Origin of the sequence: Ochrobactrum sp. P6BSIII (assembly GCF_014138065.1) — a bacterium.
Taxonomy (GTDB): Bacteria; Pseudomonadota; Alphaproteobacteria; order Rhizobiales; family Rhizobiaceae; genus Brucella.
Genome location: NZ_JACGXB010000022.1, coordinates 28,580 through 52,475 on the forward strand (window position 1 = coordinate 28,580; position 23,896 = coordinate 52,475).

Consider the following 23,896-nt stretch of genomic DNA (forward strand, 5'->3'; position numbering starts at 1 on the left):
TAATGAGCGCGCTCCCTCTCAGCCGTTATCTTCCTGATTTTTCGACCCATCGCATTGCCGATGAGGCGGTGGAGATCATTGCCGCCCCGGTGCAGCCGCAGCCATTGAAGCAGGAGCCGGTCCAGCGTGCGCGTTCAGCCGAACGGGCAAAGGAGACCAAAGCTCCCCATTTCGCTGACAAGCTGGATGCAGTCCAACAGGCGGAAGTGGCGGCGATTATCGCGGTCGAGGAAGAAAAGCGCACGGCCTTCGAGACCGGTCACGCGCAGGGCCACACGCTTGGCCGCGAGGAAGGGCACAGGGAAGCCGAAGCGCTTTACGAAGCCGAGAAAGCCCGGCTCTCGCGTGAACATGAGACGGAAATCGAAAATCTTCGCGCCGCCTTCTCGCGTGAACAGGCGTTGTTGCTGGCGCGCAGCCTGACGGAAGCGCTGACCGCGCTGGAACAGAACTGTTCCGCCCAGATCACCGAGATTCTGGCACCGCTTCTCGTCGGGAAGCTTGAGCACGACGCAGTTTTGGAATTTGCCCATCGTATTGCTGCGCTGGCGCTGGAAGGCGAAGCACCGGAAATCTCCGGTCCGGCAAGGCTGCTGGCCCCGCTGCGCGATCATGCGGCCCTGCTGCCATCCGGCTGCCGGTTTTCTGAAAACGCATCGGATGAACTGTCCTTTTCCTTTGGCGAACGGGTGCTGGAAACGCGCATCGCGCCGCTTCTTGAAGAATTGAAGGCTGCGGTCCAATGAGCATTGATCCCGAAACCAAGCGCGAAATCATCATTGTTCGCCGTGGCGGGCATGACGACCATGACGGCCACCATGGCGGCGTGTGGAAAATCGCCTATGCCGACTTCATGACCGCCATGATGGCGTTCTTCCTCGTCATGTGGCTGATCAATGCCGCCAATGAGGAAACCAAGGCGGCTGTCGCCAGCTATTTCAATCCCGTCAAGTTGATGGACCGGCAGTCCAGCCCGAAGGGCGTGCAGGACATTGACGAGAAAGACGGCAAAGTTCGCTTTGACAGTGACCAGAAGGTCGATGATAGCACCAAGGTCATCAACGACACCAAGGTGCAGCCACCAAGCGAGCAGGAGGAGCGCCAGCTTTTCCGCGAGCCTTACGCGGTTCTGTCGGAACTGGCGCATGAAACGGGCGTGTTGCAGAATCAGTCTGCCAAGGGTGACGGCGGCACATCGCAATCCGGCCCGGCCACTGGCGCCGATGGCGGCGATGCCTATCGCGATCCGTTCAGCCCGGATTACTGGTCGAGCAAGGCTGCGGACGAGCTGACGCCTCCAAATGCCGCTCCCTCCACGCCGCCCAAGCCGGAAACAGCGGAGGCAAAGCCGGGAGAGGCTGCAAAGCCTGCCGAAGCGCCTGCAAAAGATCAGGATCAGCTCATCGCGGAACTGAAAAAGGCTGCCGAAGGCGAAAAGTCCACTGCGGCCAAGCAGGGCAGCAAGGCTGAACCCATGCCGGATGTGACGGTGGTGCCGGTTGATGGCGGTGTGATGATCCAGCTGACCGACAAGATCGATTATGGCATGTTCACCATCGGCTCTGCCAAACCCGATGCACGCGTGGTCCAGATGCTGGAACGCATAGCGCAGGTGATTTCCCGTCAGCCGGGAGAAGTCATCATCAGCGGTCACACCGATTCGCGCCCGTTCAAGAGCGCAAGCTATGACAACTGGCGTCTGTCTTCGGCGCGTGCGCAGATGGCCTATTACATGCTGGTGCGCGGCGGGCTGGACGAAAAACGCGTGCTGCGCGTCGAAGGCTATGCTGATCGCCAGCCAAAAATCGCCAATGATCCGAATGCGGCAGAGAACCGCCGCATCGATATTTTCCTCAAGTCTGCCCCATGAAGCGGCTCATTCAGCGCTCCCTGATGATTGCTCTGACCGTGAGCCTGCCTCTGGCGGACACGCCGATGCATGCCGATGCGCAGGCGCAGCAGGGCAGCAGCACGGGCGCTACCTTGCCGGTGCTGGAGCCTTACAAGCTCGTGCGTTCGCTGCGCATGTTGCAGGATCAGGTGGTAGCCGGAAAGCCGGAAGCCGTGGTCATGCTGAACAAGCTTCTGGCTTTTATCAGCGCTGACATGGCCCGCGCGCCGAAGGAAGCCTGGGACAATCCCGAAAACATCTATGCGGCGATTATCTACCTTTTCAATGGCGGTAATCCCGACGCGGTGCGCAAGGTTCTGGCCGATCTCAACACGGATGTGGTGCCGCAGGAGCTGGTCAAAGGCGCTTTGGCTTATGCCTCCGGGCAGATGATCGAAGTCGTGAAGCTGTTCTCCGTTCCGCTGTCGCCCGATGTGCCTTCGGAGCTGAAGGCTTCCATCGTGCTCGTGACTGCCAGCCAGATGACCGCCTTCGATCCGGCCACGGCGCTGCTGCGGCTGGATCAAGTGCGGCTCGAAGCGCCGGGCACGCTTTTCGAGGAAGCGGCGATCCGTCGTTCAATGCCGATTGCCGCCAAGCTTGGCGATGCCGAAAAGATCAGAATGCTGGCGCGCAATTATCTTCAGCGCTTTCCTCGCTCACCCTATATGCGTGATTTCATGGGACAATTCGTCAGCGCGGCGCTCAAGCTCAATGACCGTATCGGCAATGCCGAACTGGTGAAGCTGATTGCTGCCGCCGATCCGGTGATGCAATATTCGCTCTATCTCCAGATCGCGCGCGGCGCTCTGGTGGACGGCCAGACCGAGCGGGCGCGTTTCATGTCTGCCGAGGCGCGCAAGCTCGCCGACCGCCTGAAGGCCGATCCGACACGCGCCAATCTTTATGCGGCGGCGAGCGGTGTCGCTTCCGATTCGGCAGGAAGTGCCTTGCGTGAACTGTCGCAGATTTCGCCTGATCGTTTGCAGGAGCCTGACCGCAAGCTGTTGAAGGCTGCCGAGACCGTTGGTTCGGTCGTGACCCGCGCGCCGGACGCCCTGCCGCCTGCAAAAGCAGCGCCTGAGCAGGATGCGGAAGACCGCAAGGTGCCGGCCATGGCGGTGGCGGATGCGCCCGTCACAGCACCTGTCGCAACGGCGATTGCCACGCCTGTGGCGGCACAGGTGTCGTCGCCGGTTGCGGGTTGGAAGCCCACACCGTCACAGCCCACAGACGATTTGCAGAAGACCATGGACGATGCCCGGCGCAAGCTTGCCGAGATCGACGCTTTGCTAGGGGAGACCATTCGATGAGCGTGGATATTTTGCTCGGTCAGGCCGGACGGATCGCTTCGCCGACCCGCAGTCTGGCGCCCCAGCAGGCCAACGGACAAGGTAAGGCGGCAGTGGATGGGCAGGAAAATTCCGACCAGTCGCAACTGTTCGGCGCGCTTCTGGAAAAGCCGCATGGCAAGCCGGTCACCAAGGGTGAAGATGCGGAAACTGTGCAGACCGATGAGCAGGACGAGCAGAAATCGGACGCGTCAACGCAGGCTTCATCCTGGGCTGTGTCACAAAATGTCCTTTCTTTAGCCGCAAATTTGCCTAATTTGAGCAGTGAAAGCCACATTTCCGCCACAGAAAATCTGGCGAAAAAGGCCGGAAAGTCTGCGCTTGCACAAGCTGATGGCGTGGATGCAGACGCCATCGAAGGCAAGGAAGCGCAGGTCGGGGCAGACGCCGCCATCGACGTGAAGCGCAAGGGCGAGACAGCTCAGACTGCACAAAATCTTGCATCCGCTGCAAACACAAAGCCGTCTTCCAAATCCGGTCAGGCCGCGTCTGGTGAGGCAACCGGCGCGCAACAAGACACTGCTACCGAAAAGCCCGAAGCGGATCTTGCCGATCTCCTGAAAGGCGACAAGCCAGCCGGTAGTCAGCCGGCTAATTCCGGTGCCGCTGATCGCGGTGTCTTCCAGTCGCAGCAGACCGCCAGCAAGTCCGCCGTGCCAGTGGAAGGTAAGGCGGCGGCCACCCAGCAGGCTGTGCGGGTGGCGGACGTGCAGGTGGTTTCCGAGCGCAGCTTCGGTTCGGTGAAGACCTTGCAAATTCGGCTCGATCCGGTCGATCTGGGGCAGGTGACGGCACGCATCCGCGTGGTGCCGGACGGCGTGGAAGTGCACCTCGTTGCGGACAAGGCGCAAGCCGCCGAGGCGCTTTCCGCTGACCGCTCGGTGATCGAAAAGGCGCTGAAAAGTGCAGGTATAGGCGACGATGCCCGCATTACCGTAACCGTTGCCGATCGCAGCGCGCCAAGCGCTGTACAGCACGTCGCTGCAAGCCAGAATGCTGGTCAGCAACAGGCGGGCGCTCAACAGCAATCATCCGGCCAGCAGCAGGCTTTCAACATGCAAGGCGGCTTCGATGGTCGCAATGGCGCGCAATCTCAAGCACAGGCACAGTTTGCAAGCGGCGAGGGCAGGCAGAATGGCGATTCCAGCCAAACGGGACAAGACCGGTCCGGCAAGCAGACTGGTTCCGAAACTGCGGCGCGTGACACTGTTGCAGGCACTGCTGGCCGCAGTCGCGGTCTGGTTGTGTAGCACCAGCATCGCTGTGGCCGAAAATGTCTGCGAGCGCGAAATGCATCGTGCTTCCGCGCGCTATGATGTGCCGCTCGGCATCCTCTACGCTGTCGGACTGACCGAAACCGGACGCAAGAATTCATTGCAACCTTATGCGATGAATATCGAGGGCCGGGCAGAATTTCTCCCGTCGCAAGGGGCAGCCCTGAAGCGCTTTACCGAGGTGCGTGCCGGGGGCGCAAAGCTGATTGACCTTGGTTGCATGCAGATCAACTACTACTATCACGGGCAGGAATTTCCGTCAGTCGCGTCCATGCTGATACCGAGCCTCAATGTCGATTACGCGGCTCGCTTTCTAAAGCAACTTCGCACCCGCGAAGGCAACTGGACGATGGCCGTGGCACGCTACCACGCAGGCCCGAACAACAACCCGGCACAGAAGCGATATGTCTGCCGGGTGATGGCCAATATGGTCGCGACCGGCTTCGGAAACTGGACGCCAGACGCAAAAATATTTTGCGGCGTCTGAAACCTGTCCTCGCAATATCACTAAAATTTTAACGGTTGTAGAGCGGCGCTGCATACACGCTGTTCGAGGCTGTACAATCAGTGATTGTCTTTCGAATTGCAGACTAATTTAGGTTAGCAATAATTAAGCCCTTGTAATGAATCGTAAAACATCGTGAGCCGTTAACGTCTCGTTAAGGGTCGGCCCGCTATTCTTCCCATGTGCAATGCAATCTGCACGATTCCCCTTAAATTAGATAATGCTAAAATGCCTCCCAATTTATTGCGGGCAATTTCTTGCCATTGTCGCCGAGTCGCTCCGCCAGTTACCTCTGTCTTGCTTGGGCTAACATATTGATTCGGAAGGCGGGCCGATGATTGTCGTCGTGGATGACAGAGATATTGTCACTGAAGGCTATGCCTCATGGTTTGGCCGTGAAGGCATCACGACGACGGGCTTCACACCGGCAGATTTCGACGAATGGGTAGAGACCGTTCCGCGGCAGGATATTATGGCCGTCGAAGCGTTCCTCATTGGCGAATGCGCAACCCAGCATCGTCTTCCCGCCCGAATTCGTGAACGCTGCAAGGCCCCCGTCATTGCGCTCAACGACCGTCCCTCGCTCGAGCATACGCTGGAGCTTTTTCAATCCGGGGTTGACGATGTTGTGCGCAAGCCCATCCACGTTCGTGAGATCCTGGCCCGCATCAATGCGATCCGCCGCCGCGCGGCTGGTTCGCAGAGCGTTGCAGAGGCCGGCACCGATCTCGGCCCCATCCGCGTTTTCTCCGATGGGCGCGATCCGCAGATCAACGGCGTTGATTTTCCGCTGCCGCGCCGTGAGCGCCGCATTCTGGAATATCTAATTGCCAATCGCGGTCGCCGCATCAACAAGGCGCAGATTTTCGGCGCGATCTACGGCATTTTCGATAGTGAAGTCGAAGAGAACGTCGTGGAAAGCCACATCAGCAAGCTGCGCAAGAAGTTGCGCGAGCAGCTTGGCTTCGACCCCATCGATTCCAAGCGCTTCCTCGGCTACTGCATCAGCATCGAGTAGTGCCCCATTCGTTCTTTGAATGGTTTGCTTGTTTCAGGTTCTGAGTTCCCAGTTCCCAGTCAGTGTCTCAGTGTAGTTCAGAGCCGGATTCCGGTCTTTCAAAAGCTGCGCCCGTGCCCCGGTAAAAAGGCAAAATCTCGCGACGCTACAGCTTCACGCAAGCATGGCACGTTAGAATCGTAACAAGTTCTAAAATTCTCGGCTAGAAATGTCAGGAGCTGGCAATGAGTCTCTACGGTATGATGCGGACGGGTGTTTCGGGCATGAATGCTCAGGCAAACCGTCTCTCGGCTGTCGCGGACAATATCGCGAATGCGAGCACGATCGGGTACAAGCGCGCTGAAACGCAGTTTTCGTCGCTTGTTCTGCCGAGCAGTGGCGGCCAGTACAATTCCGGCAGCGTGCTGACCTCGGTGCGTTACGGTATTTCGGATCAGGGCGGCATCCGCTCCACATCGTCGACGACTGACCTTGCCATTGACGGCAACGGCTATTTCCTCGTGCAGGGCGCGGATGGCGCGACCTATCTGACGCGCGCGGGCTCGTTCGTGCCCGACAAGGATGGCAATCTGGTCAATACGGCTGGCTATTACCTGCTTGGTTCGGCTGACGGCAGCGTTGCGCCGGACCTGAACGGCCTTTCGATCGTCAATGTCAATGCGCCTGATCTGACCGCTATCGGCAGCACGGCGGGCACGTTCACGGTCAACCTGCCGACAACCGATACGCCGCCTGCGACTGCGGGTGACTATAACCACAAGACCTCGCTGATCTCCTACAACAATGCCGGTGAGGCGGTTAAGCTCGACGTCTATTTCACCAAGAATGCGGATGATACCTGGTCGGTTTCGGTCAAGAACGCTGCCGACAATGTCGAAATCGGCACCGGCACGCTGACCTTCGATCCGGTAACGGGTGCGGTGGTTTCCGGCGGTAACGTTTCTGTCGACCTGACCGGCTACAATGGCGGCACGCTGGACCTCAATCTCGGCGCATCGACGGCGCGTACAGGCAGCTACACGATTTCGCAGGCCACCATCAACGGCCAGGCGCCGTCATCGCTGCAAAGTGTCGATGTGGGCGCGGACGGTTCGGTTGTCGCGATTTACGAAAACGGCTCGCAGCAGGTGCTCTACCGTTTGCCGCTGGCAACCGTGGCCAGCCCCGACCGCATGACGGTGGTAAGCGGCAACGTGTTTTCGCCAAGTGCTGCATCGGGCGCGGTCACCGTCGGCTATCCGCAGAGCGATGGCATGGGCAAGATCATGTCCGGCTCGCTTGAGGAATCAAACGCCGATATCGCGCAAGAGCTGACCGATATGATCGAAGCCCAGCGCAGCTATACGGCCAATTCGAAAGTCTTCCAGACCGGCTCAGAACTGATGGACGTTCTGGTCAATCTGAAGAGATAAGTTAAGCGTTTGCGGGAAGCCTAACCTTCCCGCAAACGCTCTGTTTTGTTTATGAGGGGAAAAGGATGTCACTCAGTTCTGCTCTATCGACGGCCAAAAGCTCGCTTGCGGCGACGTCCAAGCAGACCTCGGTCGTTTCGCGCAATATTGCAGGCGTGAACGATCCCGACTATTCGCGGCGCACTGCCTCCCTCGTTTCTGGGCCTTATGGCTCGCTTTATGTGAATGTCACCCGCTCGGCGGATGAGGCGCTGTTCAATCGCTACATCCAGTCCAACAGCACGGCAGCCTCCTCCTCGGCTCTCGCAAGCGGTCTCGACCGCCTTTCGTCGATTTATTCCGCAGACAATTACTCAGGCTCGCCATCGGCTTTGATGGGCGATCTGCGCGATGCTCTCCAGACCTATTCGGCCTCGCCGGCCAATTCGTCGCTCGGCGACAGCGTCGTGTCCACGGCGCAGGCGCTTGCCAATGCGCTGAACGACGGCACCAAGCAGGTGCAGGCGCTGCGTGAGGATGCCGATAGCGAAATCGCTGTCTCGGTCGCCAATATCAACGATCTTCTGTCCAAGTTCGAACAGGTTAACAAGGACGTCGTCAGCGGCACGCGCGCCGGGCGCGACGTGTCGGACGCGCTGGACCAGCGCGACGCGCTTCTGAAGCAGATTTCGGGTGAACTCGGCATCACCACCATGACGCGCGGCGACAACGACATGGTGATCTTCGCCGATAATGGCGTGACGCTGTTTGAAACCACCGCACGCGCCGTGACCTTTGCGCCATCGGGCAGCCTCACTGCCGGTACTGCTGGCAATGCCGTGCTGGTGGATGGCGTGCCGCTCAGCCACGATACGTTCGACCAGCCTTATGGCACGGGCCGTCTCAGCGGGCTTCTGCAGTTGCGCGACCAGATTGCGCCACAATATCAGATGCAGCTCGATGAGATTGCGCGCGGCCTCGTTTCGATGTTTTCTGAATCGGATCAGTCCGGCAATGGCGGCGCGGACAAGACAGGCCTCTTCAGCTGGTCGGGTTCGCCAGCCGTGCCGGGCGCAAGCCTGACTTCCGGGATTGCAGGGACGATCAAGGTATCGTCGGCCTTCGTTTCATCGGAAGGCGGCAGCCCGAGCTATCTGCGTGACGGCGGCGCAAATGGCGCCGACTATGTCTATAATTCGGACAATGCCGCCGGTTTCAACGACCGTCTGCTCGCGCTCAATGAAGCGTTTTCGACGCCGTTCAGCTTCGACGCTTCGGCCGGGCTCAAGGCCAATTCTAGCCTGATCGACTATGGTTCGTCCTCGGTCAGCTGGCTTGAAGGCAAGCGCAAGACGGCCAATAGCGATTATACCTACAACCAGACGGTAGCGACCCAGGCCGATCAGGCCATGTCCAACGCCAACGGTGTCAATATCGATACCGAAATGGCGCTGCTTCTCGATCTGGAACATTCCTATCAGGCATCGAGCCGCGTGCTGACGACGGTCAATTCGATGCTCGACGATTTGCTCGCGGCGGTGTGAGGCTCATGAAAGCGCAATCAGTTTCCAACTATGGTGCAGCTTCCGCCCTTCGGGCGCTTGTCAGCAAGAGCAAGGCTGATCTGGTCAAGGCCCAGCAGGAAGCGACGACGGGAACCGTCTTCGATGTCGGGCTGGCACTTGGCACGAAGTCCGGCCAGAGCGTTTCCTTGCGCAAGGAATATGACCGGCTGAGCGTTTTGCTGGACATGAACAATCTTGTGCAGCAGCGGATGACGACGACGCAGACCGCGACGAGTTCCGTCATTGAAACGACGCAGGATTTTCTCGCCAGTCTGACTGGCGTGAGCAATTCCAGTGAAAGCGGCCAGACGATTGCCGAAACCGCCCGCGCCGCGCTGAACAGCGTTACGGGCCTGCTCAACACCAGCTATAACGGCGAATATATCTTCTCCGGCGTCAATACGGATGTGAAGCCGGTTGCCGACTATACCGACGGCGGCACCGTGCAGACGGCGATCCGCGATGCTTTTGCAGCACATTTCGGCTTCACGGTCGACGATCCTCAGGTCGCCAACATCACCGCTGACGAAATGACCACATTTCTCCAGGGCGATTATGCCGACCAGTTCAACGATGCCAATTGGGACGCCAACTGGTCCGACGCATCGGATACGGCCATCAAGAGCCGTATTTCACCGACCGAAACGGCTGATACCTCGATCAGCGCCAATGCCAATGGTTTCCGCAAGGCGATCATGTCTTTTGCGATGATCGCGGAGTTCGCCAATATCGGACTGAACAATTCGGCGTTTCAGGCGCTGACCTCCGAGGCGATGCAGACGACCACGCAGGCCGTGACCGAGGTGACGGCGTCGCAGACGACGCTTGGCCTTGCGCAGTCGCGCACCTCACAGGCAGTGACGCGCATCACCGCGCAGCAGAAGATCCTGAACGACTCGGTTCTCAATCTTGAGGAAGTCGATCCTTATGAGGCGGCGACCCGCGTCAACGATCTGAAGACGCAGATTGAAACCTCCTATCAGCTGACGGTTCAGCTCCAGAGCATGAGCCTGCTCAACTATTTGAAATAAAGCGGGCAACATCATAACGGCGGTAGCATGAGGCGACCCGCACCGATGATGCCCATAAGCGGAGACGACATGTATCAGTTGCGCTACGAAGATGTCATGAATGACGATATGGCGAGCGCCAAGGACCGCGAACGGATGCTTTTCGACCGTTCGATAGACATGCTCGCGGCTGCCAAGGTCAATGGCGCCGGTTCGCGTGAAGGCATTGATGCCGGCTATTTCACGATGCGGCTCTGGACCACGATCATCGACGATCTGGGTTCGGAGGAGAATGCGCTGCCAAAAGAGCTGAAAGCGGCAATCATCTCCATCGGCATTTTCGTGCTCAAGGAGCTGGAACGCATTCGCCAGGGCGAGAGCAACGATTACGACACGCTGATCGATATTACGCGGTCGATCCGGGACGGTCTTTGAAATGGCGGTCAACGGTAAATCGGCAATCCGCCTGTCGCTTCGGGCGGGCGAGAAAATCTACATCAACGGCGCAGTGCTGAAGGCTGACCGCAAAGTATCGCTGGAACTGCTCAACGATGCGACGTTCCTTCTGGAAAACCACGTGCTCCAGCCGGACCAGACGACGTCACCGCTGCGCCAGCTTTATTTCACCGCGCAGATGATGCTCATCGAGCCTTCCTTGCGCGAGCAGGCGCGCCAGACCTTCGGGCAAATGCTGAAAGGCATGTTCAAGGCGTTTTCCGATCCGGAAATCCTGAATGCGCTGAAGATCGTCGATGAGCTGGTGCATAACGGGCGCGTTTTCGAAGCATTGAAAACGATCCGCGCGCAATATCCGCGCGAGGCGGAGCTGATGCCGGAACAGAGCGTCATGCCGCGAGCCAAGAATCCGGATCAGGTCAGGGAGACAGGTCTATGACCACGACAACAGCGGTTACCAATACGACGACCAACACCAGCTCGTCATCGAGCTCCAGCTCGGCGGCGAAGGCGGACGTTGATTACAACTCGTTTTTGAAACTGCTGGTCGCCCAGATGAAGAATCAGGACCCGACACAGCCGATGGACGCGACGCAATATGTCTCGCAGCTCGCGACCTTTTCCGGCGTCGAGCAGTCCGTGCAGATGAACACCAAGCTGGAAACGCTGATCGCCAACTCGTCGTTGTCGCAGGCGGAAGGCTGGATCGGTCGCACGGTGACCAGTGCCGATGGCACGATTTCGGGCGTGGTGAAATCGGTCACGATCCAGCAGTCCGGCATGCTCGCCGAGCTGGAAGACGGGCAGACCGTCACCATCGGCCAAGGCGTCAAGGTCAGCTAAGGGCGATCCCGGTGAACGAAGCTGATGCGCTGGATATCGTCAACTCGGCGGTTTGGACCGTGCTGATGGCCAGCGGCCCGGCGGTCCTTGCCGCCATGCTTATCGGCATCGGCATCGCGCTGTTTCAGGCACTGACGCAGGTGCAGGAAATGACCCTGACGTTTGTTCCGAAGATCGTCGTCATCTTCATCGTACTGGCCGTAACCGCACCTTTTGTTGGCGCGCAGATCAATTCCTTCACGCTGCTCGTTTATTCGCGCATCGAAAAGGGGTTCTAAAGCATTTCCAGCAAAAGCGCGAAGCGCCTATGCGGGGAAATCAGTCCACTGGACTGATTTCTGATCCCGCTCCGATGCGTAGGACAATGTGACAAAGCCAAAGAGATCACAAAATCCTCGCGCAAGCTTCGCAAGCTAAGGTCCGCTTCGTAACAGGAGACGGACGTGCAGCAGGCAGCGGCTAAACCCTTCATAAAAAGCGGATTTCTGACCGGCAGCGATATGGGCCTGGCGGCAGGCATCATCATCATCCTGACGGTGCTTTTCCTGCCCGTTCCGGCCATGGTGCTGGATATCGGTCTGGCCTTTTCCATCGCTTTCTCGGTGCTTATCCTGATGGTGGCGCTGTGGATTCAGCGGCCGCTCGATTTCTCGGCCTTTCCGACCGTCCTACTGATCGCGACCATGATGCGCCTCTCGCTCAATATTGCGACGACGCGTGTGATTCTCACCCACGGCAATGAAGGCTATCTCGCTGCGGGCCACGTGATTCACGGCTTCTCGCAATTCGTGATGGGCGGCGATTTTGTCATCGGTCTCGTCGTTTTCTGTATCCTGATCATCGTCAACTTCCTCGTTATCACCAAGGGTGCGACGCGTATCGCAGAAGTGGGCGCACGCTTTACCCTCGACGCCATTCCCGGCAAGCAGATGGCCATCGATGCCGATCTTTCGTCGGGGCTGATCGATGAAAAGGAAGCGCAGCGCCGCCGCCGCGAACTGGAAGAAGAAAGCTCCTTCTTCGGTTCGATGGACGGTGCCTCGAAATTCGTACGTGGCGACGCCATTGCCGGTCTGATCATCACCGCCGTCAACATCTTCGGTGGTATCATCATCGGCGTTACCCGCCATGACATGAACATTTCCCACGCGGCTGACGTCTTCACCAAGTTGTCGGTCGGTGACGGTCTCGTCACGCAGATTCCTGCCCTTATCGTTTCGCTCGCCGCCGGTCTTCTGGTGTCGAAGGGCGGAACGCGCGGCTCCGCCGATCAGGCGATTTTCGGCCAGCTTGGCGCTTATCCAAAGGCGCTTCTGGTTGCGTCCATGCTGCTGTTCGTTCTCGGCATCATGCCGGGCCTTCCGGCATTTCCGTTCTTCATGCTCGGCGGCGCAATGGCGTTTGTCGGTATCGCCGTGCCCCGCCGTCAGGCGCGCCAGCGCGAGGCCGAAGCCGCTGAAGCCGGCAAGAAGCAGCGCGAGGCCGAGGATCAGGAGCGCAATTCCGTCAAGGCATCGCTGGAAACCAGCCAGATTGAACTGTGCCTCGGCAAGCAGCTTTCCGCACGCCTGATGGCGTCGCAGCAGGAGCTGGCGCATCGCGTCAACAAGATGCGTCGCAAATTCGCGCAGGAATATGGCTTCGTCATTCCCGAGATCAAGGTGACGGACGATCTCGCCCTGCAGCCGAAAAGCTACCGCATCAAGATTCACGGCACGTCGGTGGCAAGCCATGAACTGCGCGTCGGTGAAATTCTGGTGGTGCTGGGCGAGCGCCCGATTCCGTCGATCCCCGGCGAGGAAACGCGCGAGCCGGCCTTCGGCATGCGCGCCTATTCAGTGCCGGAAACCTTCGCTTCGGATCTGCGCCGCGACGGCTATATGACGGTCGATAATCTGTCCGTCCTGCTCACCCATCTCAGCGAAATCGTGCGCAACAATCTGGCTCAGCTCCTGTCCTACAAGGATATGCGCATTCTGCTGGATCGTCTGGGGCCGGAATATCGCAAGCTGGTTGAGGATATCAGCCCGGCGCATATTTCCTATTCCGGTTTGCAGGCCGTGCTGAAGCTTCTGCTGGCCGAGCGGGTGTCGATCCGCAACCTGCATCTCATTCTTGAAGCCATCGCGGAAATCGCGCCGCTGGTGCGCCGTCCGGAAATGATTGTCGAACATGTGCGCATGCGCATGGCGCAGCAGATCTGCGGCGATCTTTCCGACAATGGCGTGCTCAATGTGCTGCGTCTTGGCAACCGCTGGGATCTGGTGTTTCACCAGAGCCTCAAGCGCGACGCCAAGGGCGAAATCGTCGAGTTCGATATCGACCCGCGCCTGCTGGAACAGTTCGGCACGGAAGCATCGACGGTTATCCGCAAGCATTTCGACAATGGCGAGCGATTCGTCCTCGTATCGTCGCCAGAAGCGCGGCCCTATATCCGGATGATCATCGAGCGCCTGTTCGCAACCTTGCCGGTGCTGTCGCATGTCGAGATCGCGCGCGGCGTGGAAGTGAAATCGCTCGGCGCGATTTCATAGGTCCAGGTTCTTTGATTCTCTCGACCCCTCGATCCTTCGAGACGCCCCTCCTTCGCTACGCTTGGAGGGGCTCCTCAGGATGAGGGGGAGGGGAGCCAGACTTCCCCTCATCCTGAGGAGGTGCCCTGAGCGCAGCGAAGGGAACCGTCTCGAAGGATCGAAGAATCGAAGGACGAGGGGATCAAGAGGACGGTAATATGATTCTTACGCGGAAAGGGGCCTGAGTGCCGATCGCGCAACTGCCGCTCAACGATATCATTCTGGCAGCCGTTCTGGCGTTCTGCCGCGTCGGCGCATGCCTGATGCTGATGCCGGGGATTTCGAGCGCGCGTATTCCCTTGCAGGTTCGGCTCTTCATCGCGCTGGCGTGCTCCTTCGCTGTGTTGCCGCTGGTGTTGTCACGCATTGTCACAGCCGTCGATGGCGGTGCGCCGTGGACGCTGTTTCGCCTGATGGCGAGCGAGATGTTTGTCGGCGCGGTGATCGGCATTCTGGCGCATATCTATTTCTGGGCTCTGCAATTCATGGCCAACACCATGGCGATGGCCATTGGCTTTAGCGGCTCACCCGCCGATGCGATTACCGAATCGGAGCCGCAGGCAACGCTTGCGACCATCGTGACGTTCAGTGCGCTGTTGTTGTTCTTCGTCACCGACATGCATCTGGAAATTCTGCGCGCACTGCTGAATTCCTATACGGCCATTCCGGTGGACGGACGATTCCGGCCCGATGCGGCGATGATCGATTTTACCGATGCGCTGTCATCGGCGTTCATGGCGACATTGCGAATCGCAGCGCCATTCATCGTCTTTGCGATTCTCGTCAATTTCGCGATCGGTCTGGTCAACAAGCTGACGCCGTCGATCCCGATCTACTTCGTGTCGATGCCTTTCGTGCTGGGGGGCGGGCTGCTGGTGATCTATTTCATCCTGCCGGAACTCCTGCGCTTCTTTACGAACGAAACCGCTACGCAAATGCGCGCTTTGTTTTGAGGTGGCCATGGCCCAGACCAACACACGCAACCTCAAGAAGCTGATCGATTTGCAGAAGCTCGGCAGCGCCCGGCTCGAATCGGCGCTTGCCGTTTCCAATGCGCGCAAGCTGGCGCTGGAAGAGGAGCGCCTGGCGCTCATCGCCATGCAGGACCGGCGCTATGACGGCGCGGTCTTCGATATCGATCCGTCGCTGCTCATCAAGCGTCTTGGCGCAAACGCAGTCGAATCGATGGCGCTCGAATCAAAGCTCGAGTCGGAGCGCAGCGCGCTTTTGAAGGAACAACGGCGGGTTGAATTGCTGGAAGATCGGCTGGAAGAGGCCAAAAGCGAGCTGGACCGGCACGAACTGGCCAGTCTGATCGAGGAATTTGTTAGCCGGAAAACCACGAAAACGCCGTCTGGGCCGCGCTGAACTCGCCCACAAGTTTCAGTCAAGTTTGACCCATTATGGTGCACTCATAGGATGAAGAAGGAAACCTTGCATGGCGATCAACCCGCCGTCAGATCTGGTGATGGATGTAGCCCGCGCGGCCGATCCGCAGGCCTATCGCATGGCGGCGGAACGGTTGAAGTCGGTATCCGGCACCATGCAGGCGACGGCGTCGTCCGTGACGGGACTGACACGGGATAATTTCGCGAGCTTTTCCGACAGTCTTTCGGCGGGCGTGACCATGCGGCCCGACGCGCAGAATACGATCAATCCGGCCTATCGGAAATTCGAGGCCTTCATGCTGCAATCCTTTGTTCAGTCGATGTTTACAAGTGACACGACAGCGACCTTCGGCAAGGGCATAGCGGGCGATTACTGGAAGTCGATGATGGCGGAAGCCATGGCGAACAAGATGGCGGATGTCGGCGGTGTCGGCATTGCCAAACTGCTTGAGGAGCAGGCGGCGCGCAAAGGGCGGGCAGATGCGCCGACCACTGCAGCATTAGGAGATGTGATCAACAATCTGGGAGAGACTATGAGCAACAATGCGGTTTCGAACGATCTGATACACGGGTTCGAACGCACGCTCATCCAAAAGCAGCTTGAGAAAAACGACGACGCGGATAGCGCGCGCGGCTGAACGATAAATACCGCAGAGCGCAACGCGACGTCCCCCGAAATTGAGGAACCTTGAAATGACCGAGACAAGCTCTGAAACCAGCCTGCCGCCGGAAGAATCGCTGGTTCTCGCCCAGGCGAGCGAACAGGTGCATGATCTGGTGAAGTCGGAACAGGCGATAGAACCGGTGCAGAATCCGACTTTGAAGCCGGTGGTTCGTGCCATCCAGCGTCTTGAGGACGTCATCGAGACCGAAACGCGCCTTCTCATGGAAGGTGGTAATCCCGATCTCGCTGAAATCAATTCCCGCAAAAGCCGTGGTCTCTATGATTTCAACAAGGCCATCAAGAAGGCTGCCGGTCTGGCCGAGCCTGCATCGCTGAAAGGCTTGCAGCCGCTGCTCGACAGTCTGAAGCAGAAGCTTGAGAAGAACTGTGAAGCGTTGCAGCTGCATCTGCGTGCAGTCGGCGAGCTTGCCGACGTGATCCGCGGCGCATTGGAAACACAGGAAGCCGACGGCACCTATTCCATGCAGAGCGCGAGGCTCGGTCACGCGCGATGATCCGCATTTTCGTCATTGGCCTGTGGATTTGCGCTGTCGCCTTCGGGTCGCTGTTCATGGCGACCCGTCAGAACGCGGCATCGTCCGGCGAGGCGCAGGCCGCTGTTGGCGGCTTCGGCGGCGTGGATTACGTCAAGACGGACGTGATGAGCGTGCCGATCATCTCCAATGGTGGTGTCGCGGGCTATGTCGTGGCGCAGCTCGTCTATACGGTCGATTCGAATATCCGCAAGAAGCTGAGCGTGCCGCTGGAACTGTTCATCAGCGACGAGATTTTCCGCAAGTTCTACGGCAGCTATTCGGATACGAAAGAGGTCGAGAAAGTGCAGTTCGAGGATGTCCGCGCCTCGATCATCTCAGACCTGAATGCGCGGTTCCCGGAACCGGTGATCAAGGACCTGCTGGTTGAGCAGTTCAACTATATTTCTGCGGAAGAAATCCGCGCCATGAACATGCGCGGCGAGCCGACATCAACCGCCCCGGCCAATCAGACGCCCGGAAAGCAGGCCAATGCCAATATCAACAATGGGCAGGCGGCTCACAGCGAATAGTATTTTCCGCCAAGCTGGGCCAGGCGTTCGCTGTCCAGCGGTGTGACGGTCGGATCGGTGATCAGCTCGACGCCGATTTCCCGGCCGTTGCGCCAGGCGATGCGGGCCAAAAGGGCGCGCTTGTAATAGTCGTCGAACAGCCAGAACCTGTCGGGCAAGGTCGGTGTTTCCATAGTTCTCAGCTTGGCGCCATGGGGGGACAAGTCGCTGAACTGGCACTCAACGATAAACTGTCCGTCCAGGTCTATCAGTTTCCCCGAACGTAACCTTGTCCTCTGTCTTTCTTCCCTGCGCCGCTCCTGCGGCGACTTCATACGCGCCATATGAAAATCTTACCCACTAATCCCCTGAACTAGGTATTTTTAGCAGATTTCGATTTCCGAAGCGTTACTTTTAAAGTTTCACTTCCAAAATTAGGTACTTCCAATGGGTTAGGCTCTTGATAGGCTTGGGGGACCTAGTGATCGCCACAGGCCTGGCACAAGCCGCGCAGTTCGAGCGTCGTCTTGCGCGACTTGAAACCGTTTTGCAGGCTCCAGGCGCTGACGAGATTTTCAATCGCCGCATCGGAAAATTCCGTCACCTGACCGCATTTCTCGCAGATCGCAAAGGCGACGAGACCCTGCTGATGGCATTGCGGATGCGCGCAGGCCACGAAAGCATTGAGGCTTTCGAGGCGATGGATAAGCCCGTAATCGAGCAGCTTTTCCAGCGCACGATAGACCTGAAGCGGCGCGCGAAAGCCGTCATCCCGCAGCTGGTCGAGTATCGTATAGGCGCTGAGCGGCCCTTCCGCCTTGGACAGAACATCGAAAACGAGAGTCTGGTTGCGGGTCAGATCCTGTTGCGTGTGATGATGGTGGTGATGCGTGCTCATTGTTCAGCAGTCCGTTCCGGTGTGGCCTCAGCTCTCTTATGTAAGGGCAGAAGGCTGAAAATGAAAATGGCAAGCGCCGCGACCACGATCGAAGGGCCCGACGGCGTGTCGAAATGGATGGAGCCATAAAGGCCGCCGACAACGCCTGCCGCGCCGATCAGCGATGAAAGCACCGCCATTTGCTCAGGCGTGGAGGCGAAACGGCGGGATGTCGCAGCCGGTATGATCAGCAGCGACGTGATCAGCAGAATGCCGACGATCTTCATCGCAATGGCAATGACGATTGCCAGAAGCAGCATGAAGATGACACGCGAGACGGCGGGATTCATGCCTTCAGCCCGTGCGATATCTTCGCTAACGGTCGCGGCCAGCATGGGCCGCCACAACCAGGCCAGCACAGCGAGCACGAAAGCACCGCCACCGTAGATATAGACGATATCTATGCGCGAAACGGCCAGAAGATCGCCGAACAGGAAGGAAAGAAGATCGACGCGAACCCATGTCATGAAGGCGACGATCACCAGACCGAGCGACAGGGTGGCATGGGACAGGATGCCGAGCAGCGAATCCGCCGACAATGTGTGGCGGCGCTGCAAAAGCAGCAGGATCGCGGAAATCGCAACCGACACAGCGAAGACGCCAATCATCAGATTGATGTCGAAGATGAGCGCCAGCGCCACGCCGAGCAAGGCGGAATGGGCCATGGTGTCGCCGAAATAGGCCATGCGTCGCCAGACGATGAAGCAACCGAGAGGCCCGGTCGTCAGCGCCAGCCCGATACCGGCAATCAAAGCGCGGGTGAAAAAGTCGTCAAGCACGGTGTACACCTTCCCCATGATGATGTTGGTGATGCTCGTGCTCGTGCTCGTGCTCGTGCTCGTGCTCGTGATGATGACCGTCATCGGCATGGCAATGATCCGTCACCGAACCGTCGCTGTGCAGCACGCGCCCGTCTGGCAGATGCGTGTGATCGTGATGATGTTCATAAACGGCGAGCGGCCCAACGGCGCGACTGCCGAACAGGCGCATATATTCCGGGCTTGCGGTCACGTCGCGCGGGGTTCCGCTGCAACAGACATGACCGTTGAGGCAGATGACCCGGTCGGTCGCCGCCATGACGAGATGCAGATCGTGCGAGATCAGCAGCACGCCGCAACCGGTCTCGTCGCGGAGCCGCGCAATCAGTTCATAAAGAGCGGCCTCGCCGGAAAAATCCACGCCCTGCACAGGTTCGTCCAGCACCATGATATCCGGCTTTCGCGCCAGCGCACGCGCCATCAAGGCGCGCTGGAATTCGCCGCCGGAAAGATGAGCCGTCTCGGCTTTCAGGAGGTGGGGGATGCCGACCGCCTCAAGCGCCGCGGTGATTTCCTGTTTGCTCAAGGGGCCTGTCAGCGTCAGCAGGCGTTCCACGGAAAGCGGCAGGGTGCGGTCGATATTGATCTTCTGCGGAACATAGCCAATGCGCAGGCCGGGCTTGTGGATGATTTCGCCTTCGTCGGGCTTGAGAATGCGCAGCGCCATCTTGGCTGCGGTGCTTTTGCCCGCGCCATTCGGCCCGATAAGCGTGACGATCTCGCCGCGCTCGACCTTTAGATCGACATTGCGCACGAGCCAGCGCCCGTCGCGATAAACACCGGCGTTCTTCAGTTCAATCAGCGTATCCCGCGCCTGACTGGTGGGGATTGTATTCTTTCTGACCATTGCAATCGGGGCTTTCGCTGCCTGTATCTTCGTATCGATCTCATTCAGTCAGACCGATACGCGTTCTAACGGATCATCTGCCGATTCGGACTTTTTCCCAGCGTCTTTTTCGGGCGGCATGACACGCCATATCCCGATTATGAAATCCACCCGCCCATGCTGTCACACAGGACAGCAATTTCAGGATGAATGCGATATCGCCAAAAAAAGCCGGGGTGAATTTCTCCAAAAAAGGGTTGCTTGACCTTATGGCAGACGTTATAGCATAACGCAACTGACGTAATAAAATAACATATCATCAGATATGACGCTCATCCCCGCTCATTCAAGAGAGATAACATGAAACATATGCGTTCCCTGCTGCTCGCCTCGGCATTCCTCACCGGTCTGGGCGGCAGCGCCTTTGCCGCAGAACGAGACGGCGTTGTCGTTTCGATCAAGCCGCTCCATTCGCTTGTTTCTGCCGTCATGCAGGGCGTCGGCGAGCCGAAACTGATCGTGCAGGGCGCGGGTTCGGAGCATGTCTATAGCCTCAAGCCTTCGGATGCCGAGGCCATCGAACATGCCAAGGTGATCTTCTGGGCTGGCCCGTCGATGGAAACCTTCCTCGACAAGCCGTTTGATACGTTGGGCGAAGGCGCCAAGGTTGTCGCCCTTGGTGAATCAGAAGGGCTGACCCGGCTGAAATTCCGCGAAGGCGGTCCGTTCGAGGCGCATGATCATGGCCATGAGGGCGAAGGTCATTCGGACGCGGGCGAGGGGCACTCCCATGAAGGTCACGACCATGCCCATGGGCATGATGACGGCGACAAGAAGGAAGCGGAAGCCGGTCACGATCACGCTGCCGAAGCGGGCGAAGGTGCACACGAACACCACCATCACCACGGCGAATATGATCTCCATTTCTGGCTCGATCCGGAAAACGGCAAGGTGCTGGTCACCAACATTGCCAAGGTGCTGAGCGAGAACGATCCGGCCCATGCCGCACAATATGAGCAGAACGCAAAGAACTATGCCGAAAAGCTGGACGCGCTGACCAAGGACATTGCGACGGAATTGCAGCCGGTGAAGGACAAGCCGTTTGTCGTGTTCCACGATGCCTATCAGTATTTTGAAAATCGCTTCGGCGTGAAGGCTGCCGGTTCCATCACGGTCAGCCCGGAAAAGGCGCCTGGCGCCGCCCGCATCCAGCAGATCCACGACAAGATCAAGTCGCTCAAGGTGGCCTGCGTGTTCTCCGAACCGCAGTTCGAACCGAAGCTCGTCAATACGGTTATCGATGGAACGGATGCCAAGACCGGCGTTCTGGATCCGCTCGGTGCAGAATTGAAGGACGGCCCTGATCTTTATCCGCAGCTGATCCACAATCTGGCGGATTCGCTGAAAACTTGCCTGTCCTCGTAATAGCTGCGGTTGCTGTCCCTTCCTAAAGCGTTTGCAACCGCGACGGCGCCGGGCCATCCCTTGGGTGGCCCGGCGCAAGATAATCCGTCAATGGCGGCGTTGCCGCCTGTTTTTTGCACTTCATATGTAATGATATAACATTAAAAGGACGATGTTATGAGAAAACGGCTCCCGGTCACAGTCCTCTCCGGCTTCCTCGGTGCTGGCAAGACGACGCTTCTCAATCACGTGCTCAACAATCGCGAGAACCGCCGCGTTGCGGTTATCGTCAACGATATGAGCGAGATCAATATCGATGCCTCGCTGGTGCGCGAAGGGGGTGCCAATCTCTCACGCACCGAAGAGGAGCTGGTGGAAATGACCAATGGCTGCATCTGCTGCACGCTGCGCGACGATCTTCTGAAGGAAGTCTCGCAACTGGCCGAGCAGGGGCGCTTCGATTATCTGCTGATCGAATCGACGGGTATTTCGGAGCCGCTGCCCGTGGCGGCGACTTTCGAGTTTCGTGACGAGCAGGACAAGAGCCTGGCCGATGTGGCGCGGCTTGATACGATGGTGACGGTCGTGGATGCGGCCAATCTGCTGAAAGACTATGCGTCGAACGATTTTCTCCGCGACCGGGGAGAGTCGCTGGGCGATGAAGATGAGCGAACCCTTGTCGATCTTCTGGTCGAGCAGATCGAGTTTGCCGATGTGGTGGTGCTGAACAAGGTTTCGACGGCGTCGCCCGAAGAACGCGATCTGGCCCGCAAGGTCATTCATTCGCTCAACCCCGATGCGCGTATCGAAGAGGTTGATTTCGGGCAGGTTCCGCTCGATGCCATACTGGACACGCGCCTGTTCGACTTCAACAAGGCGCATGAACATCCGCTTTGGTACAAGGAGCTTTACGGCTTCAACGACCATGTGCCGGAAAGCGAGGAATATGGCGTTCGCTCCTTCGTCTATCGCGCGCGTCGGCCTTTCGACCCTGCAAAGTTCCAGTCTTTTCTCGATAAAAGCTGGCCGGGCGTGGTGCGGGCCAAGGGGTTTTTCTGGCTGGCGACCCAGCCGGATTTCGTCGGCGAGATCAGTCAGGCTGGCGCTTTGGTGCGTACAACCAAGCGCGGGCGCTGGTGGTCGGCGGTGCCGAAAAACTATTGGCCGACCGAGCCGGGCTGGACGAGCGCGATGGAGCCATACTTCCACAAGGTCTGGGGTGATCGCCGTCAGGAGATCGTCTTCATCGGCGTTGATCCGATGCGCGAGGAATCGCTGACCGCCGAGCTGGACACATGTCTGGTGGAAGATGAGACCTTTGCGCCGGAACGCTGGTCGGCGCTGGCCGATCCGTTCCCGAACTGGTCGGTCGCAGCCTGAACTAAAATGCTATTCCGACAGCGAGGCGAGCGCCTTGCTGTCGGCAAGCGTGCGGTGATCCAGCACATTGGCAATGGCTTCACGCACATCCAGCATCATCAGGCGCACTTCGCATTCTTCTTCATCGCAGTCGTCGCAAGGGTGATAGTCGGTCTTGCTTGCACAGGCGATGGGAGCCAGCGCGCCATCCAGCGCACGGATGATATTGCCGATGGCAATTTCATTGGCCGGACGCGCTAGACAAAATCCGCCGCCCTTGCCTTTGCGGCTGACGACGAAACCGGCATTGCGCAGCTCGGTGAAAATATTGTCGAGGAACTTTCGCGGAATATGATGCTTTTCGGCGATCTCACTGGCTGAGGCCAGTTGTCCATCGGCTACTCCGGCCAGATGAACCATGGCTTTCAGGCCGTATTTGCCTTTCTTGGTAAGCATGCCACCCCTGCGAGACTTTCAGACAAAAAGCGTAGCGGCTAAACCGAGCTGCGACAAGTCTTTTCGCCCTGTCGGCTCATCTTATTGGCCGTCCCGCAAGGCAAGCGCCAATGCGCCTTGCAAGGCATCGCCAAGCGGCGGCTTATAAAGTGCGCGGTGCGGCAGACAGGGCAGCGCGGCATAGGCATTTGCCAGCCCGCCGGTCATGCTGAAGCGACCTACCTCCTCGACGCCCAGGCGGTCCAGTCCGCGGCGGAGGGAATCGCAGGCTCGTTGCGTGATCGAAAGGCCGACAGGGTCACCTTCCATCGCCCCTTTAAAGACCAATGGCGCTAACGCGGCATAGTCGGCGGCCGTCGCGTTGCGTGAAAAGGTGGTGATCTCACGCGCATCATTCTTGAACTGTGCCAGTGCGGCGTCGATCAGCTCACTGCGCGCAGCCATGCCATCCGCAACGAGCAGCGCCTCTTCCAATAGCTCGCGTCCCAACCGCGCGCCGCCCGCATGGTCGCTGAGCATGAAGCCGCGCCCGCCGACAATCTCAATGGTCTCGCCTGTTCGCTTGATAAAGGCCGAGCCAGTTCCGACAATGACCATTACGCCGTCGCCATCGCCGAGCGCGCCTTGCAGCGCGGTGACCGCATCCGACACGATCCTGACTTGCCCGAATGGCAGCGCATTATAATGCGCCTCGCGGTTGGCCAGCGAATTGGCCCCGGCGAGACCCAGCACCGCACGCGCTTCACTTAAGACTGCGACTTCGAGCCCGGCATTCGCGGCGGCCTGTTCCGCCGCTTCTATTATATGTGCGAGAGCCGCTGGCGTATCTGCGCCGATATTGGCCGGCCCGCCGGTGGCGCGGCCCAGAATGTTCCCGGCTCCGTCCGTCAGGATTGCCCTGCAGCCGGTGCCTCCGCCATCGACTGCGATGCGATACGGTATGTGCTTGATTGTCATATGTTTGTCGCAACTGTTCGAATCGACAGGTTTTGTCGGTTGATTTTACGTTAAAAGACACCATATTGGCTGTGGAAAAGAAAACCGGATTTTTGTTTGAAGTGGTGTTGACAGTTTGGCTTAGTCCGCCCTATATAGCGCCACAACGAGGGCGGCGACGCTGC

At 58.6% G+C, this 23,896-nt stretch carries 27 protein-coding genes; 21 read left to right on the forward strand and 6 right to left on the reverse strand.

Going from position 1 to position 23,896, the window contains the following annotated elements; all coding sequences use genetic code 11:
- Window positions 1–2: 2 nt before the first annotated feature.
- From FHW00_RS22360 to FHW00_RS22450, 19 genes are all read left to right on the forward strand, one after another.
- On the forward strand, window positions 3–746 hold the full coding sequence (locus tag FHW00_RS22360) for a hypothetical protein (protein ID WP_078340868.1): 744 nt from the start codon (window positions 3–5) through the stop codon (window positions 744–746).
- Complete coding sequence (locus tag FHW00_RS22365) at window positions 743–1,870, forward strand: flagellar motor protein MotB (protein WP_078340869.1); 1,128 nt, start codon at window positions 743–745, stop codon at window positions 1,868–1,870. The genes FHW00_RS22360 and FHW00_RS22365 overlap by 4 nt, the downstream gene beginning before the upstream one ends.
- A complete protein-coding gene (locus FHW00_RS22370) occupies window positions 1,867–3,204 on the forward strand; it encodes a chemotaxis protein (RefSeq protein WP_078340870.1) in 1,338 nt (445 codons plus the stop codon). Before FHW00_RS22365 ends, FHW00_RS22370 begins: the two co-directional genes overlap by 4 nt.
- Window positions 3,201–4,493 (forward strand): flagellar hook-length control protein FliK, encoded by a 1,293-nt coding sequence (gene fliK / locus FHW00_RS22375; protein ID WP_139364441.1) that lies wholly within the window; start codon window positions 3,201–3,203, stop codon window positions 4,491–4,493. The genes FHW00_RS22370 and fliK overlap by 4 nt, the downstream gene beginning before the upstream one ends.
- Window positions 4,450–5,004: a transglycosylase SLT domain-containing protein gene (locus FHW00_RS22380; RefSeq protein ID WP_445558217.1), complete on the forward strand. Its 555-nt coding sequence runs from the start codon at window positions 4,450–4,452 to the stop codon at window positions 5,002–5,004. Before fliK ends, FHW00_RS22380 begins: the two co-directional genes overlap by 44 nt.
- A 352-nt stretch (window positions 5,005–5,356) precedes the next feature.
- Window positions 5,357–6,040 (forward strand): flagellar transcriptional regulator FtcR, encoded by a 684-nt coding sequence (ftcR, locus tag FHW00_RS22385; protein WP_078340871.1) that lies wholly within the window; start codon window positions 5,357–5,359, stop codon window positions 6,038–6,040.
- Between the two features lie 224 nt (window positions 6,041–6,264).
- On the forward strand, window positions 6,265–7,452 hold the full coding sequence (locus FHW00_RS22390; protein ID WP_078340872.1) for a flagellar hook protein FlgE: 1,188 nt from the start codon (window positions 6,265–6,267) through the stop codon (window positions 7,450–7,452).
- Window positions 7,453–7,517: 65 nt separating this feature from the next.
- Entirely contained in the window at window positions 7,518–8,975 is a 1,458-nt protein-coding gene (gene flgK, locus FHW00_RS22395; RefSeq protein ID WP_078340873.1) for a flagellar hook-associated protein FlgK, read from the forward strand.
- Window positions 8,976–8,980: 5 nt separating this feature from the next.
- Window positions 8,981–10,027, forward strand: a complete 1,047-nt coding sequence (locus tag FHW00_RS22400) for a flagellar hook-associated family protein (protein WP_078340874.1) — start codon at window positions 8,981–8,983, stop codon at window positions 10,025–10,027.
- A 69-nt stretch (window positions 10,028–10,096) separates the two neighbouring features.
- Window positions 10,097–10,441, forward strand: coding sequence for a flagellar biosynthesis regulator FlaF (gene flaF / locus FHW00_RS22405; RefSeq protein WP_078340875.1), 345 nt, complete (start codon window positions 10,097–10,099; stop codon window positions 10,439–10,441).
- A gap of 1 nt (window position 10,442) precedes the next feature.
- Entirely contained in the window at window positions 10,443–10,901 is a 459-nt protein-coding gene (gene flbT, locus FHW00_RS22410) for a flagellar biosynthesis repressor FlbT (protein WP_078340876.1), read from the forward strand.
- The gene (gene flgD / locus FHW00_RS22415; RefSeq protein ID WP_078340877.1) at window positions 10,898–11,305 is read left to right on the forward strand and encodes a flagellar hook assembly protein FlgD; all 408 of its coding nucleotides are present in this window, start codon (window positions 10,898–10,900) and stop codon (window positions 11,303–11,305) included. Before flbT ends, flgD begins: the two co-directional genes overlap by 4 nt.
- An 11-nt stretch (window positions 11,306–11,316) precedes the next feature.
- Window positions 11,317–11,583 carry a flagellar biosynthesis protein FliQ gene (gene fliQ / locus FHW00_RS22420; RefSeq protein WP_078340878.1) on the forward strand — a complete coding sequence of 89 codons (267 nt, stop codon included), beginning with the start codon at window positions 11,317–11,319 and terminating at the stop codon, window positions 11,581–11,583.
- Between the two features lie 165 nt (window positions 11,584–11,748).
- Window positions 11,749–13,839: a flagellar biosynthesis protein FlhA gene (gene flhA / locus FHW00_RS22425; protein ID WP_078340880.1), complete on the forward strand. Its 2,091-nt coding sequence runs from the start codon at window positions 11,749–11,751 to the stop codon at window positions 13,837–13,839.
- A gap of 224 nt (window positions 13,840–14,063) precedes the next feature.
- The gene (gene fliR, locus FHW00_RS22430; RefSeq protein ID WP_078340881.1) at window positions 14,064–14,831 is read left to right on the forward strand and encodes a flagellar biosynthetic protein FliR; all 768 of its coding nucleotides are present in this window, start codon (window positions 14,064–14,066) and stop codon (window positions 14,829–14,831) included.
- 7 nt (window positions 14,832–14,838) lie between these two features.
- Window positions 14,839–15,246: a hypothetical protein gene (locus FHW00_RS22435; protein ID WP_078340882.1), complete on the forward strand. Its 408-nt coding sequence runs from the start codon at window positions 14,839–14,841 to the stop codon at window positions 15,244–15,246.
- Between the two features lie 70 nt (window positions 15,247–15,316).
- Window positions 15,317–15,904, forward strand: coding sequence for a rod-binding protein (locus tag FHW00_RS22440; RefSeq protein ID WP_078340883.1), 588 nt, complete (start codon window positions 15,317–15,319; stop codon window positions 15,902–15,904).
- 55 nt (window positions 15,905–15,959) lie between these two features.
- Complete coding sequence (locus tag FHW00_RS22445; RefSeq protein ID WP_078340884.1) at window positions 15,960–16,445, forward strand: flagellar protein FlgN; 486 nt, start codon at window positions 15,960–15,962, stop codon at window positions 16,443–16,445.
- Window positions 16,442–16,996, forward strand: a complete 555-nt coding sequence (locus FHW00_RS22450; protein ID WP_078340885.1) for a hypothetical protein — start codon at window positions 16,442–16,444, stop codon at window positions 16,994–16,996. Before FHW00_RS22445 ends, FHW00_RS22450 begins: the two co-directional genes overlap by 4 nt.
- Here FHW00_RS22450 and FHW00_RS22455 read toward each other — a convergent pair.
- The 4 genes from FHW00_RS22455 to FHW00_RS22470 all read right to left on the reverse strand — a co-directional run bounded on the left by FHW00_RS22455 (window position 16,984) and on the right by FHW00_RS22470 (window position 19,577).
- Window positions 16,984–17,319 carry a PilZ domain-containing protein gene (locus FHW00_RS22455; RefSeq protein ID WP_078340886.1) on the reverse strand — a complete coding sequence of 112 codons (336 nt, stop codon included), beginning with the start codon at window positions 17,317–17,319 and terminating at the stop codon, window positions 16,984–16,986. The two genes, FHW00_RS22450 and FHW00_RS22455, sit on opposite strands and share 13 nt — an antisense overlap.
- A gap of 134 nt (window positions 17,320–17,453) precedes the next feature.
- The gene (locus tag FHW00_RS22460) at window positions 17,454–17,873 is read right to left on the reverse strand and encodes a Fur family transcriptional regulator (protein WP_078340887.1); all 420 of its coding nucleotides are present in this window, start codon (window positions 17,871–17,873) and stop codon (window positions 17,454–17,456) included.
- Window positions 17,870–18,709, reverse strand: coding sequence for a zinc ABC transporter permease subunit ZnuB (znuB, locus tag FHW00_RS22465; RefSeq protein ID WP_078340888.1), 840 nt, complete (start codon window positions 18,707–18,709; stop codon window positions 17,870–17,872). The genes FHW00_RS22460 and znuB overlap by 4 nt, the downstream gene beginning before the upstream one ends.
- Entirely contained in the window at window positions 18,684–19,577 is an 894-nt protein-coding gene (locus FHW00_RS22470) for an ATP-binding cassette domain-containing protein (protein ID WP_078340889.1), read from the reverse strand. The genes znuB and FHW00_RS22470 overlap by 26 nt, the downstream gene beginning before the upstream one ends.
- Before the next feature lie 339 nt (window positions 19,578–19,916).
- On the opposite strand from FHW00_RS22470, the gene znuA reads away from it, so the two are divergent.
- Both znuA and zigA read left to right on the forward strand, forming a co-directional pair.
- Entirely contained in the window at window positions 19,917–20,981 is a 1,065-nt protein-coding gene (gene znuA, locus FHW00_RS22475; RefSeq protein ID WP_078340890.1) for a zinc ABC transporter substrate-binding protein ZnuA, read from the forward strand.
- Window positions 20,982–21,137: 156 nt separating this feature from the next.
- Complete coding sequence (zigA, locus tag FHW00_RS22480; protein ID WP_078340891.1) at window positions 21,138–22,340, forward strand: zinc metallochaperone GTPase ZigA; 1,203 nt, start codon at window positions 21,138–21,140, stop codon at window positions 22,338–22,340.
- Between the two features lie 9 nt (window positions 22,341–22,349).
- On the opposite strand, the gene FHW00_RS22485 is transcribed toward zigA, so the two are convergent.
- Window positions 22,350–22,775, reverse strand: coding sequence for an RrF2 family transcriptional regulator (locus FHW00_RS22485; RefSeq protein WP_078340892.1), 426 nt, complete (start codon window positions 22,773–22,775; stop codon window positions 22,350–22,352).
- A gap of 81 nt (window positions 22,776–22,856) precedes the next feature.
- Complete coding sequence (locus FHW00_RS22490) at window positions 22,857–23,732, reverse strand: BadF/BadG/BcrA/BcrD ATPase family protein (RefSeq protein WP_078340893.1); 876 nt, start codon at window positions 23,730–23,732, stop codon at window positions 22,857–22,859.
- Window positions 23,733–23,896: the final 164 nt, after the last annotated feature.

Coding starts and splice junctions, on each gene's coding strand:
- flaF (WP_078340875.1), top strand. CDS start 10,097: ATGTATCAGTTGCGCTACGAAGATGTCATGAATGACGATATGGCGAGC.
- FHW00_RS22470 (WP_078340889.1), bottom strand. CDS start 19,577: ATGGTCAGAAAGAATACAATCCCCACCAGTCAGGCGCGGGATACGCTG.
- FHW00_RS22360 (WP_078340868.1), top strand. CDS start 3: ATGAGCGCGCTCCCTCTCAGCCGTTATCTTCCTGATTTTTCGACCCAT.
- znuB (WP_078340888.1), bottom strand. CDS start 18,709: ATGGGGAAGGTGTACACCGTGCTTGACGACTTTTTCACCCGCGCTTTG.
- FHW00_RS22445 (WP_078340884.1), top strand. CDS start 15,960: ATGACCGAGACAAGCTCTGAAACCAGCCTGCCGCCGGAAGAATCGCTG.
- fliK (WP_139364441.1), top strand. CDS start 3,201: ATGAGCGTGGATATTTTGCTCGGTCAGGCCGGACGGATCGCTTCGCCG.
- FHW00_RS22440 (WP_078340883.1), top strand. CDS start 15,317: ATGGCGATCAACCCGCCGTCAGATCTGGTGATGGATGTAGCCCGCGCG.
- FHW00_RS22435 (WP_078340882.1), top strand. CDS start 14,839: ATGGCCCAGACCAACACACGCAACCTCAAGAAGCTGATCGATTTGCAG.
- FHW00_RS22370 (WP_078340870.1), top strand. CDS start 1,867: ATGAAGCGGCTCATTCAGCGCTCCCTGATGATTGCTCTGACCGTGAGC.
- FHW00_RS22390 (WP_078340872.1), top strand. CDS start 6,265: ATGAGTCTCTACGGTATGATGCGGACGGGTGTTTCGGGCATGAATGCT.
- FHW00_RS22400 (WP_078340874.1), top strand. CDS start 8,981: ATGAAAGCGCAATCAGTTTCCAACTATGGTGCAGCTTCCGCCCTTCGG.
- FHW00_RS22365 (WP_078340869.1), top strand. CDS start 743: ATGAGCATTGATCCCGAAACCAAGCGCGAAATCATCATTGTTCGCCGT.
- FHW00_RS22485 (WP_078340892.1), bottom strand. CDS start 22,775: ATGCTTACCAAGAAAGGCAAATACGGCCTGAAAGCCATGGTTCATCTG.
- FHW00_RS22450 (WP_078340885.1), top strand. CDS start 16,442: ATGATCCGCATTTTCGTCATTGGCCTGTGGATTTGCGCTGTCGCCTTC.
- zigA (WP_078340891.1), top strand. CDS start 21,138: ATGAGAAAACGGCTCCCGGTCACAGTCCTCTCCGGCTTCCTCGGTGCT.
- flbT (WP_078340876.1), top strand. CDS start 10,443: ATGGCGGTCAACGGTAAATCGGCAATCCGCCTGTCGCTTCGGGCGGGC.
- ftcR (WP_078340871.1), top strand. CDS start 5,357: ATGATTGTCGTCGTGGATGACAGAGATATTGTCACTGAAGGCTATGCC.
- flgK (WP_078340873.1), top strand. CDS start 7,518: ATGTCACTCAGTTCTGCTCTATCGACGGCCAAAAGCTCGCTTGCGGCG.
- flgD (WP_078340877.1), top strand. CDS start 10,898: ATGACCACGACAACAGCGGTTACCAATACGACGACCAACACCAGCTCG.
- FHW00_RS22460 (WP_078340887.1), bottom strand. CDS start 17,873: ATGAGCACGCATCACCACCATCATCACACGCAACAGGATCTGACCCGC.
- znuA (WP_078340890.1), top strand. CDS start 19,917: ATGAAACATATGCGTTCCCTGCTGCTCGCCTCGGCATTCCTCACCGGT.
- FHW00_RS22490 (WP_078340893.1), bottom strand. CDS start 23,732: ATGACAATCAAGCACATACCGTATCGCATCGCAGTCGATGGCGGAGGC.
- FHW00_RS22455 (WP_078340886.1), bottom strand. CDS start 17,319: ATGGCGCGTATGAAGTCGCCGCAGGAGCGGCGCAGGGAAGAAAGACAG.